The 15,005-nt window shown below is 58.4% G+C and carries 10 protein-coding genes and 1 riboswitch; of the genes, 4 read left to right on the top strand and 6 right to left on the bottom strand.

The annotated features are described in order from the left end of the window. Positions 1 to 53: 53 nt before the first annotated feature. The 3 genes from cpdA to RHM56_RS20795 form a co-directional block, all read right to left on the bottom strand. The gene (gene cpdA, locus RHM56_RS20785; RefSeq protein WP_322235624.1) at positions 54 to 869 is read right to left on the bottom strand and encodes a 3',5'-cyclic-AMP phosphodiesterase; all 816 of its coding nucleotides are present in this window, start codon (positions 867 to 869) and stop codon (positions 54 to 56) included. 121 nt (positions 870 to 990) lie between these two features. Further along, the gene (locus RHM56_RS20790; protein WP_322235626.1) at positions 991 to 1,443 is read right to left on the bottom strand and encodes a DUF1249 domain-containing protein; all 453 of its coding nucleotides are present in this window, start codon (positions 1,441 to 1,443) and stop codon (positions 991 to 993) included. Continuing rightward, entirely contained in the window at positions 1,434 to 2,057 is a 624-nt protein-coding gene (locus tag RHM56_RS20795) for an NUDIX domain-containing protein (RefSeq protein WP_322235628.1), read from the bottom strand. Before RHM56_RS20795 ends, RHM56_RS20790 begins: the two co-directional genes overlap by 10 nt. 221 nt (positions 2,058 to 2,278) lie before the next feature. On the opposite strand from RHM56_RS20795, the gene RHM56_RS20800 reads away from it, so the two are divergent. Continuing rightward, complete coding sequence (locus RHM56_RS20800; RefSeq protein WP_322235630.1) at positions 2,279 to 3,016, top strand: RsiV family protein; 738 nt, start codon at positions 2,279 to 2,281, stop codon at positions 3,014 to 3,016. Between the two features lie 87 nt (positions 3,017 to 3,103). On the opposite strand, the gene cytX is transcribed toward RHM56_RS20800, so the two are convergent. Further along, a complete protein-coding gene (gene cytX / locus RHM56_RS20805; protein WP_322235632.1) occupies positions 3,104 to 4,369 on the bottom strand; it encodes a putative hydroxymethylpyrimidine transporter CytX in 1,266 nt (421 codons plus the stop codon). A 165-nt stretch (positions 4,370 to 4,534) separates the two neighbouring features. Beyond that, positions 4,535 to 6,424: a phosphomethylpyrimidine synthase ThiC gene (gene thiC, locus RHM56_RS20810; RefSeq protein WP_322235635.1), complete on the bottom strand. Its 1,890-nt coding sequence runs from the start codon at positions 6,422 to 6,424 to the stop codon at positions 4,535 to 4,537. Positions 6,425 to 6,578: 154 nt separating this feature from the next. Beyond that, a riboswitch (TPP riboswitch) is annotated at positions 6,579 to 6,684 on the bottom strand. A gap of 179 nt (positions 6,685 to 6,863) precedes the next feature. On the opposite strand from thiC, the gene RHM56_RS20815 reads away from it, so the two are divergent. Then, positions 6,864 to 8,300: a TolC family outer membrane protein gene (locus tag RHM56_RS20815; RefSeq protein ID WP_322235637.1), complete on the top strand. Its 1,437-nt coding sequence runs from the start codon at positions 6,864 to 6,866 to the stop codon at positions 8,298 to 8,300. 93 nt (positions 8,301 to 8,393) lie between these two features. After that, the gene (locus RHM56_RS20820; protein ID WP_322235639.1) at positions 8,394 to 13,094 is read left to right on the top strand and encodes a dermonecrotic toxin domain-containing protein; all 4,701 of its coding nucleotides are present in this window, start codon (positions 8,394 to 8,396) and stop codon (positions 13,092 to 13,094) included. A gap of 24 nt (positions 13,095 to 13,118) precedes the next feature. Here the strand turns inward: RHM56_RS20820 and waaA are convergent, their stop codons facing one another. Then, on the bottom strand, positions 13,119 to 14,396 hold the full coding sequence (gene waaA, locus RHM56_RS20825; protein WP_322235641.1) for a lipid IV(A) 3-deoxy-D-manno-octulosonic acid transferase: 1,278 nt from the start codon (positions 14,394 to 14,396) through the stop codon (positions 13,119 to 13,121). Positions 14,397 to 14,543: 147 nt separating this feature from the next. On the opposite strand from waaA, the gene RHM56_RS20830 reads away from it, so the two are divergent. Then, positions 14,544 to 14,876, top strand: coding sequence for a DMT family transporter (locus tag RHM56_RS20830; RefSeq protein WP_322235643.1), 333 nt, complete (start codon positions 14,544 to 14,546; stop codon positions 14,874 to 14,876). Positions 14,877 to 15,005 lie beyond the last annotated feature (129 nt).

Genomic DNA, 15,005 nt, shown 5'->3' on the forward strand with positions numbered 1-15,005 from the left:
ACGCGCAGTTTAGGGCAATAACCCGTCTCAAGATATTTCCAAGTCACCCGCACTCAGTAATTGTTAGCGCTGTAATCGGGCTCAAACACAAAGTTATCCACACGCGACACCCCTGTGTCCAAAGTGCCATCAGGTTGCAGGCGCAACCAGCGATAACCGGGCGCCTCGCTGCTGACGCTGAAGTCTCGGCTGGCAGGCGTGAACTGGACGCACGTAGACGGGGATGCCAACAGCCGCACGCCCTTTTGCTGCTGGTCGAAGGGTTGGTGAATATGCCCCCAGAGCAGCGCCTTAACCTGTGGAAAACGCTCCAGCACGCCCCAAAAAGCGTTGGCATTGTGCAGGCCAATCGACTCGATCCACTCACAGCCCACCTCCACAGGGTGGTGATGCAGGGCAATCAGGTGATGGCGATCAGGGGCTTCACTCAACGAATTCACCAGCAGCTGCAGTTCAGTGTCATCCAGATAACCGTGGCTTTTTTTGTACACGTTGGAGCGCAGCAACGTAATGCGCCAATTGCCGATGTCCACCACCTGCTCAAGCAAGCGGCTTTGCACGGTGGCTTCGAGCATCGACGGCCAAGCGTCGTGATTGCCGGGGATCCAGCGTGCATTCGCCGAGAGCGGCTCGGTCAATTGCCGAAAACGCTGATACGCCGCCACGCTGCCATCCTGGGTCAAATCACCGGTAGCCAGCAACAGATCAATCTGCGGCTGCTCGGCGCGCACCCGTTCAATCACACGCTGCAGGCTTTGAGCGGTGTTGAGCCCCAGCAGCGAACCGTCTGCATCGGCAAACAAATGGCTGTCGGTCAGTTGCACCAGCAGCACCGGGTCTTCGGTGGTCAGCGTGGAGACATTGGGCAAGGCATTCTCCCAGGCAGGGGGGGGTAATTATCGATTTCTCACGCGGGAGCTGCCGCAGGCTGCGATCTTTTATAGATCAAAAGATCGCGAGGCAAGCTCGCTCCTACAGAGACAGGGGTCGTTAGCGCACTTCTGCGTATTCATGCCCACAGGCCAGACAATGGCTTAGCCATTCACCCAGAAATACGTTGAGCTGGGCTTTTTCGTCGGGCTGGTGCATGGCCACGTTGGGGTAAGGATAGATGCTGCGAAAGCGCCGTGCATGTTCGGCGCCAATCACTTCGGCCATGCGCGCATCGTGGTACACCTGCACTTGCAGTTCGGGCACCGGCAGCCACGGCAGGCTGTGCTCCTGACGCACGCGCAAGGTGCTGGTGTACGGGCAATCGAGCACAACCTCAAGGGTCAGTACGCCGAGCATTTGTTCGCCCTGAGTGACCGCAATCTGGCGGGCACTCGGTTGCTCGCGCATGTCGGGCAACAAACGCATCAGGCGCGCATAGTTGGCCTCGCAGGCAGCCTGCAAGCCAATCAAATCAACGCGGTAGCGTTCACGTAACCCATTTACTGCCATAACCCCCTCACTTCAGCGCGATTAAGCGCCAGCCATTGCAGGGCAATAATGCTCGCCGCATTGGAAATACGTCCATCTCGTACTGCTTGAAGCGCGTCTTCATACGCCCACCGGGTCACTCGAATATCTTCAGCTTCTTCTTCCAGGCCATGCAGGCCGCCTGCGTTAGAGCTGTCGCAACGCCCCAGGTACAGGTGCACAAATTCTGTGCTGCCACCCGGTGACGGGAAATAACGGGTGATCGGCCATAACTTCGAGAACGTCAGCCCGGCTTCTTCTTCGCCTTCGCGACGGGCGATATCTTCGGGGTCGTTCTCGCCTTCCTTGTCGATCAACCCTGCCACCAGTTCGATCAGCCACGGGGTTTCGGTCTTGCCATAGGCGCCGACCCGGAACTGTTCGATCAGCACCACTTCATCGCGCTGCGGGTCATACGGCAGCACGCACACGGCATCATGACGGACAAATACTTCACGACTGATCTCACGGCTCATGCCACCGGCAAACAGTTCATGGCGCAGGAAGACCCGGTCCAGTTTGTAAAAACCCTGATAGCCGTTCTCGCGCTTTACGATCTCGACAGCGCTGGGCGTGGCCTTGGTGATGTCAGTCATTGAAAACCTCTTACTGGCAAATTCACACCGGGGTGGCCCTCGGCATCGCGCATCCTAACGCGCCTGTGGTTCTGGATGCAGCCCCTTTTACACTGCGGGGATAGACGGATTGCCTGCAAACCAACTCTAATTGACACCTTCAAGCTTAGCGGCGAACTGACGCCCTTGTTGGCAGTCGAACGAGCCTGCGTTCACCTTTCTTTCGTTGATGAAGGACGACCATGTCGCTTTTAAAAATTGCCTCCCTGACTTGCATCGCCCTGACGCTGGGTGCTTGCCAGAGCGTATTTCAACCCAAACCCCTGACGTTTACGCCGGATGCGTCCGAGCAGGTCAAAGCAGGCTGCAAGGGCGATGACTGCCCGCTGGTCAACATTGAGACGGTGCACGTTGCCAGCGAACCGAAACTCGATGCCCTGATCGAACAGCGCTTGCTGAAAATGACCGTCAACTCGCCGAACGACAAGCTGGCGCCGTCACTGAACGCCTACCGTGAGCAATTTTTGCGCACGGCCGACACCCGCAACAGCATGTACTTGCAGGCCAAGGTACGTGAGCAGCATGACGACTTGGTGATTATTGAGTTGATCAGCTACCTGGACACCGGCGGCGCACACGGCATGCCCGGACGCGGGTTTATAAACTGGTCGCGCAAAGACCAGAAAGAAGTGACCTTGCAGGACATGCTCGTCCCGGGCCAAGAACACGCGTTCTGGGGCGCGGCGAAAGTGGCGCACAACAACTGGCTGATCAGTTCGCGCCTAGGCAACGACCCGGAGTACGTTAAAACCTGGCCGTTCCAGCAAACCCCGAACGTGGCGTTGCTCAAGGACAAAGTCGTGCTCAAGTACGACGTGTACAGCATTGCCCCGTACTCGGAAGGGAATGTTGAGTTGAGCATTCCTTACACGCGTTTGAACGGGATTGTGAAACCAGAGTGGTTCCCGGGCCGCGGCTAAACACCGATATGTAGCTGTAGGAGCGAGCTTGCCTCGCGATCTTTTAACGGGTCAAAAGATCGCGAGGCAAGCGCGCTCCTACACGTTTTAACCGCGTTTACGCCCCAGCAACCACTGCAACAGCCCGGCCAGCAGCAACGCAGGCAAGGTTGCACCCACATCCGGGAACAGGTTGGCCAGCAGGTGGTAGGTGCTCACCCCGCCCAACCAGGCCAGCAAGGTTGGCCAGTGCAGCACACCCGGCACCCCGTTGGCGCTGCGTTTGCGCAGGATGAAGTGATCCACCAGCACCACGCCAAACAACGGCGCAAACACTGAGCCAATCAGCAGCAAGAAGTTCTGGTACTGCGCCAGCGGCGCCAGGCAGGCGATCACGGTGCAGATGACGCCAATGGCCAACGCCAGATGCTCAACCTTCAATCGCCACAAGAACCCGCTGGAAACCGCCGCCGAATGAATGTCGGCAAAGGCGTTTTCGGACTCGTCGAGCAGAATCAGCAGTAACGGAATACCCAGCCCTGCCCCCGCCAGCGCCAACAGCAGCGCATTGACTTCACCGCTCGGCGCGAACGCCAAGGTGTAGGCAACGCCCAGGCTCATCAACCAGAAGTTGCCTATCAAAAAGCCCAGTGCGGTGCCGCCAAACACACCTTTGGCGCGTTTGCCAAAGCGCGAGTAGTCGGCAATCAACGGCAACCACGACAGCGGCATGGCGATAGCAATGTCGAAACCCACCGCAAACGGCATCGAACCATCGCCCTTCTGCGCCCATAACGCGGCCAAGTCCGCTTTGGCGAAGAGGTTCCAGGTCAGCCACAGACACGCGGCCAACAACAGCCAGATGCCCCATTTACGCAAGACTTTGCGCACAAAGGTCAACGGCCCGCTCACGGCCAGCAACGTGGCCAGGACGCCGAAGAACAGGGTCCACAGCAGTGGATTGCTCAGCAAGCTGCCTTCACTGAACGCACGGGCGCCCAGCAGGCTGGCGGCATCGCGCATGACGATGATTTCGAACGAACCCCAGCCAATCAGTTGCAATACGTTCAGCACGGCAGGCAGCATGGCCCCGCGACTGCCGAGGCTCAGTTTCAGGGCGGCCATGGAAGACAGCCCGGTGTCGCTGCCGATCACCCCGACCGACGCCAATAACGCCACGCCGACCAAGGTGCCGAGAAAAATCGCCAGCAGCGAACCCGACAGGCCCAGCCCCGGCGCCAGCAAGGCCCCGGTCTGCAACACCATCAGCCCGATGCCGAGGGAGAACCACAAGGAAAACAGATCGCGGGCGCCGAAAACGCGCTTGTCCAAAGGGACGGCGGCATCGGGCGAGTAAGTGCTGGGTGTGTTCAAAACATCATTCTCGATAAAGGACCAAACCCGTAGTCGCTGTCGAGGCACGAGGCTGCGAAGGGTTGCGCAACGACCCTGTTGTTGAAGGTCCTGCGGCCCTTATCGCAGCCTCGTCCCTCGACAGCGACTACAAATGGGCGCCAGCGTCGGCTGGCGCGGCTTACATCACACTTTTTTATACAGCTGGCTGCCTTCCTGCTTGAAGCGTTCGGCCTGTTCCGCCAGGCCTTTGGCCACGTCTACGTCAATCGCTTCAATGCGCTGGTTGGCGGCGTAGATGCGCACTTCCTGGGTGATTTTCATCGAGCAGAATTTCGGCCCGCACATGGAGCAGAAATGCGCGACTTTGGCCGAGTCCTTGGGCAAGGTTTCGTCGTGGTACGAACGCGCGGTGTCCGGGTCCAGGCCGAGGTTGAACTGGTCTTCCCAGCGGAACTCGAAGCGCGCCTTGCTCAAGGCGTTGTCGCGGATTTGTGCGCCCGGATGACCTTTGGCCAAGTCAGCCGCGTGAGCCGCGATTTTGTAGGTGATGATCCCGGTCTTCACGTCATCTTTGTTCGGCAACCCCAAGTGTTCCTTGGGCGTCACGTAGCACAGCATGGCGCAACCGAACCAGCCGATCATGGCGGCACCAATGCCCGAGGTGATGTGGTCGTAACCCGGTGCGATGTCGGTGGTCAGCGGGCCGAGGGTGTAGAACGGCGCCTCGTCGCAGCACTCCAGTTGCTTGTCCATGTTCTCTTTGATCAATTGCATCGGCACATGGCCGGGGCCTTCGATCATGCATTGCACGTCGTGTTTCCAGGCGATTTTGGTCAGCTCGCCCAGGGTTTCCAGTTCGCCGAACTGCGCCGCGTCGTTGGCGTCGGCAATCGAGCCCGGACGCAGGCCATCACCCAGCGAGAAGCTGACGTCGTAGGCCTTCATGATTTCGCAGATTTCGTCGAAGTGGGTGTAGAGGAAGTTCTCTTTGTGGTGCGCCAGGCACCATTTGGCCATGATCGAGCCACCACGGGACACAATGCCAGTCACACGTTTGGCGGTCAGCGGCACGTAGCGCAGCAACACACCGGCGTGGATGGTGAAGTAGTCAACGCCTTGTTCAGCCTGTTCGATCAGGGTGTCGCGGAACAATTCCCAGGTCAGGTCTTCGGCCACGCCGTTGACCTTTTCCAGCGCCTGGTAAATCGGCACGGTGCCGATCGGGACTGGCGAGTTGCGGATGATCCACTCGCGGGTTTCGTGAATGTGTTTGCCGGTGGACAAGTCCATGACGGTGTCCGATCCCCAGCGAATGCCCCAGGTCAGCTTGGCCACTTCTTCTTCAATAGAGGAGCCCAGCGCGCTGTTGCCGATGTTGCCGTTGATCTTCACCAGGAAGTTGCGGCCAATGATCATTGGCTCCAGCTCAACGTGGTTGATGTTGGCCGGGATGATCGCGCGACCGCGAGCGATTTCGTCGCGCACGAACTCAGGGGTGATTTCTTTCGGGATGTTGGCGCCGAAGCTGTGACCCGCGTGCTGCTGGTCGAGCAAGCCCGCGGCACGCGCTTCTTGCAGCTTCATGTTTTCGCGGATGGCGACGTATTCCATCTCGGCGGTGATGATGCCCTGACGCGCATAGTGCATCTGGCTGACATTGACCCCGGCCTTGGCCCGACGCGGGTTCTTCACGTGGGCGAAGCGCAGCTTGGTCAGTTCGGCGTCTTCAAGGCGCATTTGGCCGAAGTTCGAACTCAGGCCCGGCAGGCGCTCGGTGTCATCGCGATCATCGATCCACGCTGAACGCACGTCTCCCAGCCCTTTGCGCACGTCAATCTCGACGGACGGGTCGGTATACGGGCCGGAGGTGTCGTAGATCAATACCGGGGCGTTGATTTCGCCGCCAAAATCAGTCGGCGTGACATCCAGGCTGACTTCACGCATCGGCACCAGAATGTCCGGGCGCGAGCCCTGTACGTAGACTTTTTGTGAACGGGTAAACGGCTTGACGGACTGTTCATCGACTTTTGCCGAATCACTGAGATTGATCGCATTTTTTAGTTTTGTACTCATCACGGCTCTCCAGACTGCATCCAGGTGGATTGTCGGAGGGAGAACCTGAAAAAAGCACGGACGCACCCAAGGACTGGGTGCTGAGTGACGACCTCGAACGATTGATCATTTTTTGAACAATCGATCCCGGACGGCACTCAAGAGGACTCGCCGGGAGACGAGAAATCTTGTTCCCTACGCAGGCGCTAACCTGATCAGGTTCAACGGGATCCGAAATTATTCGATCTCAGCCTCATAGCAAGGCACCCCGACAAGAACTCGGCCAGTCTAGAGAAGACCGAGACAGAACGCCAACACAGAAATAAACGACGTGACGAAAGACTCAACAACGCCATTGTTGCAAGGGGTTGCGGCAACTACACTCGCTACGTCTTGAAATCACGAGTGCCAGAACACGGCCTCGACAATCAATTTCGCACTATTGAACTAGGGATCGCTCATGCTGCGCAAACTCTCGCTGGCTATCGCCGTGTCTTGGGCGACCAACGCTATGGCTCTGGATACACCGGCTCCCCTATCCAGCCAAAACGGTTTGGTCAGTGTTTACCAAGAGGCCGTGGACAATAACGCCGACCTCGCGGCAGCCCGTGCCAGCTATTCGGCACAAAAAGAAGTCGTACCGCAGGCCCGTGCCGGTTTGCTGCCCAACCTGTCGGGCGGCGCTGAGTCGAGCAACGTGCGCACAAGCATCGACAGGCCATCGACCACCACCACCCGCAGTGCGATGGTGTATCAAGCCACACTGGCCCAGCCGCTTTTTCGGATTGACCGCTGGTTCCAGTTAAAAGCCGCCGAATCGGTCAACGAACAGGCTGCACTGCAACTGTCGGCCACCGAGCAGAATCTGATCCTGCAAAGCGCAAACAATTACTTCTCGGTACTGCGCGCCCAGGACACGCTGGCCGCGACCAAGGCTGAAGAAGCGACGTTCAAGCGCCAGCTGGACCAGTCCCGCGAGCGCTTTGATGTAGGCCTGTCGGACAAGACCGACGTGCTGCAATCTCAGGCCAGCTACGACACGGCACGGGCTAATCGCATGCTCGCCCAGCGTCAGGTCGAAGATGCCTTTGAAGCGCTGGTGACGTTGACCAATCGCCAGTACAACGCGATTGAAGGCATGCGCCACAGTTTGCCGATCTTGCCGCCGACGCCAAACGACGCCAAGGCGTGGGTCGACACCGCCGCGCAGCAGAACCTCAACTTGCTGGCCAGTAACTACGCGGTGGATGCCGCCGAAGAAACCCTCAAGCAACGCAAGGCCGGCCACGCACCGACTGTGGACGCCGTGGCGCAATACAAAACCGGTGACAACGACGCGTTTGGCCTGAGCAACCCGAATGCCCTGAACCAGCGTTATGGTGGCCCGGTCAACCAGACCAGCATCGGCATTCAGTTGAACATCCCGATCTACAGCGGCGGCCTGACCAGTTCGCAAGTGCGCGAGTCGTACTCACGTCTGGACCAGACCGAGCAGCAGCGTGAGCAGTTACGCCGCCAAGTGGTCGAAAACACGCGCAACTTGCACCGCGCGGTGAATACCGATGTGGAACAGGTGAAGGCGCGTAAACAGTCGATCATCTCGAACCAGAGCGCTCTGGAAGCCACGGAAATCGGTTATCAGGTGGGGACACGCAACATCGTTGACGTGCTCGACGCCCAGCGTCAGCTGTACAACTCAGTGCGTGACTACAACAACAGCCGCTATGACTACATCCTCGACAACCTGCGCCTTAAACAGGCGGCGGGCACGTTGAACCCGGGCGATCTGGAAGCGTTGTCGCGTTACCTGAAAGCCGACTACAACCCGGACAAAGACTTCCTGCCGCCAGATCTGGCTCAAGAAGCCGAGACCAATATCCGCTCAGTCGTGAAGTGATGTAAGGACATACCCGGATACCACCGTTCCTTGTAAGCGCCAGAGGTTAATACGGCATCGGTCGTGTGACCTCTTGGCACTCAAGGAACTCCCATGTCTACTGCACCCTCAACAGCGACATCTCTTACCCCGCCGGAAAGCGCCGTACGCGGCCAATTTTCCAACCCGCCTTCACTCGAATCCGTGACCCGCAGCATGCTCGCTGCGGCCATTGAGCACGAGTATCCGACGCTCACTCTCGATCTCGAACGTACCCAGCTCGCGGTTCCCCAACTCAGCGGCGGCTGGATTTTGCAGCCTTTCATGCCTCGCGTTCTGGCGTATCTAGGCAGCAGTACCGAACTGGACTTGAGCCCGATCGAGGGTCAAGCCTATTACCTGAGTGATACACCGCCAACGTTGCTCAGACCCACTCAGGGTGAGCTGGACATGAAGGTGATCGAGCGGCTGGTCAAAGAGCTCTCATGGCGCCTGCCTATCGGCCTGCAAGGGGCGCTGACAGACTTCTGGGGAGAGGAAAGCGGAGCGGGCGTCAACCGCTGGCAGTGGTTCAGCGATGTCATCAAAGACACCTTGAGCATCAGCGCCCTCACACAAGCGGATCTGACCGATGCGGCCCGCGACAGCCTTTATCAGGTCATCCGTACGCCTGTGCGTGAAGACAGAATCCGCCTATACGGTGAGCGTGCCGTGGCGGCTTATTGGTTGAAAGCCAGCCTGCTCAACGCCAACGTGGGCCGCTCGATCCTGAGTTCAAGGATCGCGCTGGAAACCTCTGGCCAAGTGCTGGTGCACAACCCTGGCGGTGTCACACGTACATTCAACACCATGGATTCACTCGGCCGGGCCTGGAATCGACGTATCAGCCAGCATTACACGATTGATGAAATTCGCCTGAAACGCTTTGAGCTTGACGGCAATGTGTTTGACGCCTGCGCGGCTGCCGTCCTGAGCATGCAACTGGAGCACATTGGCTTGATCAAACTGCCCGCCACTATGGGTTGGGACAGGCTGCAAGCGGTTTACCTGGACATCACCAATACCGCCAAGCTGTTTGTTGACGCGCCGCAAGCCAACATCGACCCGCTGACCGCACTCGAGAGGCAATTACCCGACTGGCTGAAAAATGCATCAGCGTCCGACCATGCGCTCTACCGTCAATACAGCCTGGCGTTATCCACGGCCAAAAAAATAAACCACGGGAAGACTTACCTTCACGGCATTCTCGACATCCACGCGTTTGCAGCCAATGCGCTGCATCAACAGCTGCAACGCGACCAGCAGCACTTCGAAAACAGGGCCCCAGTGCAGGCGCTGGAGAACAGGTTACACCCCGATAATATTGAGCTGACCTTTCATGTCGCAACCGGGTTGCCGGGCACGATTGGCATTATTGAACTCGTCACCATGAGCCTGACCGATCTTGCGCTGAAGAACCTGGTCGGCCGCCCAAAGGGCACATTAACGCTACGTAGCCATCTGGGTATCGACCTGCCCGCCTGGCTGACAGCTGACTACATCACGCAGAGCGGCGGTCTTATCGAACAGGTGAATATCGGCAAGGTGTATCCCGAGCGCCTTGAGCAATTGCTGTTAAGCGGCACACCCGAGGCGAATGCACGGGAAAAACTATTTGCCGAACAGGTCAGTGCTCAACTCCCTCTGGAGGCGCTGGAACTGAGCCTGAAAAAACAAAACGGCGTGACCCCGCTCGGTGCGCGCTATGTGGCCGCGCTGATGCAAGCCAGCACGGCCGGGCGCGTGGTCGATGGTAAACACGTGGTCATTCGGCACTTGGCACTGGTGCGCAGGGTCGAGGCCATTCCCGATATCGTCAGCAATATGTTCATCATTGAGCCCAGCAACATTGAGGACGGCCCGCACCTGCTGTATCGCCCGCTTTACGCTCAGTCATTGCTGGAGTTTCCCACCCGGGCCGCCTTGCTGGACGCTATCGCCGAACCGGGAGAGCTGCAAAACAGCGTACTGACCTGGCTCAGTGACATCGCCCGGCCTATCTACGCGCACGGCGGCATCAAAGAGCCCCATTACGTGCGCTTTGGCTTAGGCAGTGAATTCGGACCACTGGAGGTGCCGGAGCCTGCATTTATCGCCACCAACGGCACCAACAACGAACTGCTGCAATACCTGAACAACGGCCAACTGATGCTGTTTATCTATGGCAGCAATGCCAGGGCTCTGGTCGAACAGGCAAACACTGACTCCGTGTCCAACAGTGAAAGCCGCTGGGCCGTCCTGCTGGAAGGCGGCAATCTGCTCTTCAACAACCTCCTGTTTGTGCCGGGGTTACCGCCCCCCCTCATGCTCACGGGCGGGCTACTCAGCTTGACCGCTGCGGTCAGCAGCGACATACCGGCCTTGGCCAGCAATGACCCGGCAACCCGAGAACTGGCTGCCGCCGATGTGCTACTCAACGTTGCCATGCTGTTGTTCCATCAGGCAGCGGCCCGTCTGCCCCGGCCTGCGGCTCTGCCTCCTGGGCTCAGAGCCCAGGCGTTGCGCACATTTGCGCCGCTGCGCCTCCCTGAACTATGGCCAGAGCCGCCCGCTCCCAAAATGACCTCGGGCGCAGTGGCGCTGCCTGGTGAGTATCCCAACACCGAAAGCACAGTCCTCGACTTCAGTTTTGCCAGTGCGCAAAATCGCCTGACACCCCGTCAACGGGAACGCTTGGCGGGCTTTGAAGTTCCCCTCCCTGAATCGCTGCCGCCCGCGCAACCCACCAGTCTGCGCACAGGTCTTTATCGCATTGCCGACAGGTGGCATGCCTTGATTGAGCAAACGCTGTACCCAGTCGATGTCGACATGGAAGGTGCGGCGGTCATTATTTCGGCCTCCGACCCCCATCTTCGCGGACCCAATTTGAAATCGGACAAAAAGGGCCACTGGTCGTTTGACCTGCGCTTGCGCTTGCGAGGCGGTATGCCGCCCAAGCGAATCGCGGCCCTTCAGCAACAAAAGATCGAACGAACCAAACAGTTAGACGAGGAACTGGAGGCTTTTTTCAAGCAGGAGGAACCACTGCACAAAGCGGTAGACATCACCCAATCGGCCCTGGAGCGCGCAGAAACAGACGAACGTTTTACCCCCGAGCAACTCGACACGTTTCGCGATCGATTCGAAATGGCCTTGAAAAAACAACGGGATGCCTACCAGCAACTGCTGGAGAGCAACAAAGAACGCACTGAGTTGAAAGTGCCGTTTCACGACAGGATCGTCATCTCCTTGCTGCAAAAGCTCTTCGACAATTCAGTCAAGTCGTTGGTCCGCTCGGGGGCCGAGCAGAGGGCCCTGCTCAAGAAATGGGCACCATTCGCCAGGCCCGGGCCACAGCTGGAGCAAGCCGCGACTGCCGATCCCGAGGCGTTCTTGCGGTTTGTCAGAGAAGAGGTCGCGCTCAATGAACGCACGCTCCAACGCCTTGAACTCAGAAACAGCTATGTGGACCAGTTGTACAACCACAGCGAAGCCAGCACCGAAGCCGCCAACCGCCTGGTCGCCGACCTCTCACCCGATGAACACACCCCCTTGTCCATCAAGAGCTTTCATTTGGGTTGCCTGAAACTGGCCAGCTCTAAAGTCGCAGCCAGCACCCTGACCGAAACGGGTCTGGATGAAGCGGTTGATCATCTTAAAGAGCACATCCAGACCCATGACGCGCTCAACACCCTGGAATTTTCACCAGAAAAACGCCTTGAGGTATTGGACAGTCTGGAGGAGCACTACGGTCAGGCACTGGATGCGATGCGCGGGTTAGCCATCGTGAATGCCGATGATCTGGAGTTCGATTACTTCAACAAGCTTCGCCACATGCTGGAGGGGCTCTACCAGGACGCCACCACGCAACTGGCGGCCGAGATCAAGCCCGCGCTGAAACCCCGCAAAAAACCCCGCAGGCGCCCCCTGTCTGTGATGGGTAGACCGTCAAAAAAAATCATCAATGTGCGAGGCAAGGGTCAACTCATTGGCGAATTAAAACCGGCCAGCAACGAGTGGCCGATTGAAACCGTCGAAATTCGCTCCGGTTACGACAGGAAACTGCTCTCGACGTACTCACAGCACGGCGACGAATGGCTGGAAATCGAGACGGCTCAACCTCACACGCCTGCGGCCACGCGAGCGCTCAACATCGTCAAAGGCGAGGCGCGCAAGCTGTTCAGCAAGTTTGAAAACGTGCTCAAGAGCCTTCGTGAGAGCAGGAAACGCTACCGATACCCGCAGGCCGCACAGGAAGCCTACGACAACGAAGCCAAAAAACTGGACACACTGGCCACCGAAATGGACGCGGCCCTGCAAAACCAGCCACCGACCTCACGACTGCCGGATGACCAGGCCTTAGTCGAGATGCTGCGCAAAGCGGCCCAAAGCCTGTTCAGCGAGGGTCACGCCACACGCGTCCAACTCAGCCTCGAATTGCCTCCGACCAATAGCAATTTGCAATTTCTGCTGGATCAACGAGTCGTGCAACTCGCCAGTCTGGGCAAGCGCATCCCGTTACGGGGCGAGCGGCAAGATTTTATGCAGGAGTACGCCATCAACAACCGTGAGGGGTTTCCTATTTGGTACGCCCATTTTCACTACCCTATGGCCAACACCCCAAACCTGGACTACTCCGCCGCTCACCTGAAAACCAAAGCGCAACGCAAGCTCAACTACTTCTCGCAAGTGAACGATGCGCAAGGCGAGCATGCCACTGTCAATGTTCATCGCGGCGAGATCGGCAAGGACCTGGCCCGTCACTGGTTTGTGCCCTTGGTTGAAGACGCGAAGTAACCTGCCTATGGCAGGCCATGTGACTTAGTTCGAGATCAATCGCGACAGGCCATCCAGCAAGCGCTTCAAGGCGCCCTGGTTGGCCTGCATCACGCTCAATCCCGCCTCGCCCATCTGCTGCGCGTCAGAGGGCAATTCAAACAAGCGCCGCACGGCAATTGCCAGCCCCTGGGCATCGTCCACTTCTTCCAGCGCACCGGCTTCGCGCAACTTTGCAGCGATGTCGAGAAAGTTAAACAGGTGCGGCCCGCTCAATACCGGTTTGGCCAGCGCCGCGGGCTCCAGCACATTGTGCCCGCCGTTTGGTACCAGGCTCCCCCCGACAAACGCAGTGTCGGCCACCGCGTACAGAAACAGCAACTCACCCATGGTGTCGCCCAATACAACTTGAGTGCCGGAGCTGACCTGCGCGTTTGCAGAACGCCGCACAGTCACAAAGCCTTGGCGTTGGCACAGCTCAAATACTGAGTTGAAACGCTCAGGATGGCGCGGGACCAGAATCAGCAGCGCATTCGGGTAAGTGGCCAGCAATCGACGATGAGCATCAAGAACGATTTCGTCCTCACCCTCGTGGGTGCTGGCCGCAATCCATACGGGACGTGCCTGCGCGTGCCACTGCTCGCGTAATTCCCGGGCTTTGGTCAGCAGCTGCGGATCAATGCTCAGGTCAAACTTAATCGAGCCCGTCACCTCTACGCACTCGGGCCGCGCCCCTAATTGGCGGAAGCGTTCGGCTTCTGTTTCGCTCTGCACGGCAATCAGGCTCATGTCTTCAAGCATCGGCCGGGTCAACCTGGCAAAGCGTGCATAGCCCTTTGCCGAGCGGGCCGACAGCCGCGCATTGGCCAATGCCACCGGAATGCCACGCTTGGCGCACTGGTGAATATGATTGGGCCAGAGTTCGGTTTCCATGATCACAGCCAGTTTGGGCTGCACACGATCCAGAAAACGCGCGGCCGCCCATGGCAGGTCATACGGCAGGTAGCAATGCTGCACACGCGGCTCATCGGCGAACAGGGCTTGAATCCGCTCCGACCCGGTGGGCGTCATGCAGGTAACAGTGATGGGCAGCTGTGGATAGCGCTTGAGCAACGCCCGGATCATCGGCGCGGCGGCGATGCTTTCTCCCACCGACACCGCGTGCACCCAAATTCCGCCCGTCTGCAGAACCGGCAGATTCAGGGCGAAGCGTTCACCGATGCGCTTGGCATACGCTGGCGCCTTGCGCGCCCGTAACCACAACCGAATCGCCACCAACGGCAGCCCCAGATGAAACAGCAAGGTATAGAGAGTTCTATTCATGGGCGCAGAGTTTACTTGAAAACGACCTCGACGATGATGGCACCGAACACGGCCCTTTCAAGGCGCCACAAAAAGCCCCTACACACTTTTACAACCACTAGAATGCCGTGCTGTTAAATTGCTTCGCCTCACACTCAGGACTACACCATGACCGCTTACTACTACTTGGCTATCGCCATCTGCGCTGAAGTCATTGCCACTGTTTCGATGAAGGCGGTCAAGGGTTTCAGCACACCGCTGCCACTGGTGCTGGTGATTGCCGGTTACGCCACTGCGTTCTGGATGCTGACACTGGTGGTGCGCACGATCCCGGTCGGTGTGGCATACGCCGTGTGGGCGGGCATGGGCATCGTGATGGTTAGCGTCGCCGCCTTGTTTATCTACGGGCAAAAACTCGACCTGCCGGCCATGCTCGGCATGGGCCTGATCGTGCTGGGCGTGGTGGTGATTCAACTGTTTTCGAAAACAGCAGGCCACTAACCTCTGTAGCCGCTGCCACAGGCTGCGATAAGGGCCGCAGGGCCTAATGCCTGTCAGTTAACGCACATTCCCCTGTGGGAGTGGGCTTGCCCGCGAGGGTATCGATGCCGTTGAACAGAAAAACCGCAT

Origin of the sequence: Pseudomonas sp. CCC3.1 (assembly GCF_034347405.1) — a bacterium.
In the GTDB taxonomy this organism is placed as follows: domain Bacteria; phylum Pseudomonadota; class Gammaproteobacteria; order Pseudomonadales; family Pseudomonadaceae; genus Aquipseudomonas.